We start from the raw sequence: 4,103 nt of genomic DNA on the forward strand, positions 1-4,103 counted from the left end.
AATACACCCGCAAAAATAGCGCCTATTAGGTGTTTTTTTAAAGAAAAATGCCCCGCTCCAGGGTAAACAATAGCGGTAAGTAAAGCAGCTTTTAAATCTTGTTTCATGGTTATTTCAGCTCGTAATATGTATTACACTAGACACCAACATAGTGAATTAATTCTCTTTAAAATCAAGTAAAAGCTAAAGTAGCGTATCAAATAAAGTTATTTAGAATTACTCACAGCTAAGATTGAAACTTTCAGCGTACAGTTGTACACTGAAATTAATTCCAATAGTGGTAGGAACAGTTATGTCGTTAGAAGCGCCTTATTCCCGTAAAGAAGAACAACTAAACGTAATCAGCCATGCACTCGGTATTATTTTTGCCGTATTTGTAATGTGGGATCTATTTAGCCAAGCCACCAGCACTAAAGCGTATATTAGTACTGCAATTTATGGCAGCAGCCTATTTGTGCTGTTTTTGTCATCCACTTTGTACCACGCCAGTATTCAACCGCGCTTAAGAGCCTTTTATAAAAAGTGCGATCACTGCGCCATATACTTACTCATTGCCGGCACTTATACCCCCTTTTTATTAATCTCGCTAAGCGGTGTTTGGTCATGGGCTACGCTTACCTTTATATGGGCAGTAGCACTGGCGGGCGTTGCATACAAAGTACTTGTAAAAAACGGTAATAAAAAAATATCACTCGCCACCTACTTACTCATGGGTTGGTTTGCACTGGCTATTGTATATCCGCTCTATTCAAGTGTTGATGTAAACGCACTTTACTGGCTACTTGCCGGCGGTATTTTTTATAGTTTAGGGACATTATTTTACAGTGCTAAAAGCACACAGTTTAGCCATGCAATTTGGCATTTGTTTGTAATTGCCGGGTGTGTTTGCCATTATATTTCGATTAGTAACTATGTTTATTGAGCTGGTTAAGCCAATTAGATTGATCTGGTTTAAGCGAAAACCAGCCGTTCAAGCAAACCGTATGTTTTTAGATTTTTTGATGTTATCGGTTGATATCCTAATGGTAAGTTTTCCAACAAAGCGGACCTAATAAAATTCGTGATATCGATATGTTTAACTATTTAACTCACAGTAAAGAACTGATGTTAGATAAAAATAGATAAATGATTTATTGATAGTAACTTGCGTAATCATCGATGTAGCTTTCCCAAACAGGGACGTCTCCTATTGTTTCTTTAAAAGTCTCAAGGAATTTATTGACTAATGGTGTTGGGTTTCTATGAGGGTATACGGCATAGAAAGCACCAAAAGGCTCCGGTAAGGCGTAGTTTGTTAGCAGCGGTACCAAATCAAATCTTTTTATATTGTCACCTAACATATATAGGGCTAGTACACCGAAGCCTAGCCCAGACTTTATAGCACCAAGCACCAATTCTTGTTCATTAACTCTATATCTGCCTTTAAATTCCCAAAGTCTAAACTCTCCATTTTTTGAATCTCGTCCAATTGGGATCTTATTGACTACAAGCCCACCGTTTGAGAAAAAAACGGCAGGTAACTTAACCAGTTCCTCGGGTGTTTTAGGGGTGCCGTATTGTTCAATGAATGATTTTGATGCCAAAATAGCAATTTTATTGTTGGCCAGTTTTCTAGCGACTAAATTTGAATCTTGTACATCACCAATTCGAAATGCAATATCGTATCTGTCTTCGATTACATTCAATACTTTGTTATCAAGGTCTAATTGAATATCTGTATCAGGGTATTTTTTCATGAATATTTCAATGGCTTTTTGCACATACAACTTACCGAACAAGGTAGGACTCGTTATTCTCAGTAAGCCTTTAGGTTTTCCATGAAAAGACTCAACAATACGATGAGTATCAGAAATAGTCTGCCTGATCGACTCAGCTTGTTTTAATACTTCTTTTCCAGCCTCTGTCAACGAAAGTGAACGTGTGGAGCGATTAAGCAAACGAATACCTAGCTCACTTTCCAATATTTTGATTTGTTTAGATAGTGAAGATCTATCCATGAGCCTTAAATCAGCGGCCTTAGTGTATGAACCTTGCCTGACGACATCAAGAAATAGGTCAAGCCTAGTTGCTATGTCCATAAAAAAACCTCTCACTTCGTTATCATTGTTGTCATTCCTGTCAACACGAACAGAAACGCAGTTGTCAGGAGTGTTAACTTAAGCCTTTATTAATAAGTGTTAAAGCTATTTTAAACTCTTATCCCAATATATTCGGATATCTATTGTGGCATATACTTCCACAATTATTGGAAAAAACTCATGATTATCTATCCAAGAGGTTAATTCATAATACGTCCATCAACAATGATTAACCACTTGGTGGATATTATGACTAAAAAGATAAAGATAGATTTTGTGTCTGATGCCGTTTGCCCTTGGTGCGCAATAGGCTATACGCGGCTAAAACAAGCCATCTCTGAATTAGACTTACAAGACAAGGTTACCATTGCATGGCAGCCATTCTTCCTTAATCCTGATATCGCACCAGAAGGTGAAAATATTTACGATTATGGAACGCGTAAATACGGAAGAACTAAGCAAGAAGGTGATGCAAATCGCGCCAATATCACGAAGCTAGGTAAGGAAGCGGGGTTCACTTTTAATTTCACAGATGAGTCACGTGTCGTCAATATGACTGATGCGCATACTTTGCTGGATTATGCAAAAGACTCCGGTAAACAAACTGAGCTGAAAGAGCAGTTATTTAATACCTTTTTTACTGACCAAAAAGACATTTCAGACAGAAATGTACTTGCGCAATTGGCTCAAAAAGTGGGTATATCGATAACTGATTTGTCTGACGTATTAGATAACCCAAAAACTCAACACCGTATTGCTGAGAAGGTTTCAAGCTGGCATACGCTTGGGATTTCTGTGGTACCCACTTTAATTTTTAATAATGAAGTACTCGTTAATGGCTCTCGCACTGTTGAGGCTTATAAGCAAATATTAACAGAGTTAGTTTCACAATAACGACTTAATAACTATTCAATAACGACTGAAAATTATACCACTACACTATATAAGAGGCATAAAAATGAACACATTCAATATTCATAACGTAGAAACAGCACCAGAAAAAAGCAAAGCAATACTAGCAGCCTCCCTTAAAACAAATGGCATGATTGCTAATTTACACGGGGTAATGGCCGAAGCACCAGAGCTTTTAATGGCGTATCAAGAGCTAGGTAAACTCTTTACTAATACATCGTTCGATAAAGACGAACTCACGGTTGTATGGCAAACCATTAATGTTGAACACAATTGCACCTATTGTGTTCCTGCTCATACCGCTATCGCAAACAGTATGAAAGTTGACCCGTCATTAACTGAAGCATTGAGAGATCAAAAAGCAATGCCAACCCCGAAACTTCAAGCCCTACAGGATATGACACTGAATGTGGTTCGTAAGCGAGGTAATGTTTCAGATGAAGATATTTCTGCTTTTTTCGCCGCAGGCTATGCTCAACGTCAGTTATTAGAAATCATTCTTGGTGTGTCTCAAAAAGTGATCAGTAACTATGTTAATCACATTGCAAAAACGCCTGTGGATAAGCCTTTCCAAAAATTTTCTTGGGATAAGAAAGCAACGCCAAGCTGATAGCAAAGAGAGTATAAAAATGAACATATTAAAGACTCTGTTGAGAGCCGCTACCGTTATTACCCTATCGGCATACATCTTATGCACAAATAAATTAAGCCCGAATTGAACTTAATTTATATCAGTCGATCAGATCAGTTATAACGAAAATACCGATTGAGTTTAATTATTATGCTGATAAAGATACTGAAGAATGGGCTAATTATTTGTTTAAGCATGCTGAATTAGGTGGCAGATTAAAATCTGAAGTGCATAGCCTTTAAGGAGCATGTAACGGATTCTGTGTAACTGCCCGTTTTTAGATTTTAAATATGCTTACTGAGGCGTTCCTCAAATTCAATGATAAAAAGACTCATTGCATTACGCCAGTCTCGAATTGGCATCGTCCATTTTTTCGATGCCTCTTTTATTGCCAAAATAAAACTAAAAACTAAAAAACTAAACTAAACTAAAACTAAAACTAAAATAAAACTAAACTAGACAGCCACTCCAATTAAAAAATA

At 37.1% G+C, this 4,103-nt stretch carries 4 protein-coding genes; 3 read left to right on the plus strand and 1 reads right to left on the minus strand.

The genetic code is table 11. The features are described from left to right. Positions 1-292: 292 nt before the first annotated feature. Entirely contained in the window at positions 293-922 is a 630-nt protein-coding gene (locus tag GQR46_RS16970; protein ID WP_165741652.1) for a hemolysin III family protein, read from the plus strand. A 208-nt stretch (positions 923-1,130) separates the two neighbouring features. Here GQR46_RS16970 and GQR46_RS16975 read toward each other — a convergent pair whose 3' ends face one another. Further along, positions 1,131-2,078, minus strand: coding sequence for a LysR family transcriptional regulator (locus GQR46_RS16975; protein ID WP_165741653.1), 948 nt, complete (start codon positions 2,076-2,078; stop codon positions 1,131-1,133). A gap of 249 nt (positions 2,079-2,327) precedes the next feature. Between GQR46_RS16975 and GQR46_RS16980 the strand changes: the two genes are divergently transcribed. Both GQR46_RS16980 and GQR46_RS16985 read left to right on the plus strand, forming a co-directional pair. Beyond that, positions 2,328-2,972, plus strand: a complete 645-nt coding sequence (locus tag GQR46_RS16980; protein WP_165741655.1) for a DsbA family oxidoreductase — start codon at positions 2,328-2,330, stop codon at positions 2,970-2,972. 64 nt (positions 2,973-3,036) lie between these two features. Beyond that, positions 3,037-3,600, plus strand: a complete 564-nt coding sequence (locus GQR46_RS16985) for a carboxymuconolactone decarboxylase family protein (RefSeq protein ID WP_165741657.1) — start codon at positions 3,037-3,039, stop codon at positions 3,598-3,600. Positions 3,601-4,103 lie beyond the last annotated feature (503 nt).

This window comes from Pseudoalteromonas sp. Z1A6 (assembly GCF_011378745.1).
GTDB classification, from domain to species: domain Bacteria; phylum Pseudomonadota; class Gammaproteobacteria; order Enterobacterales; family Alteromonadaceae; genus Pseudoalteromonas; species Pseudoalteromonas arctica.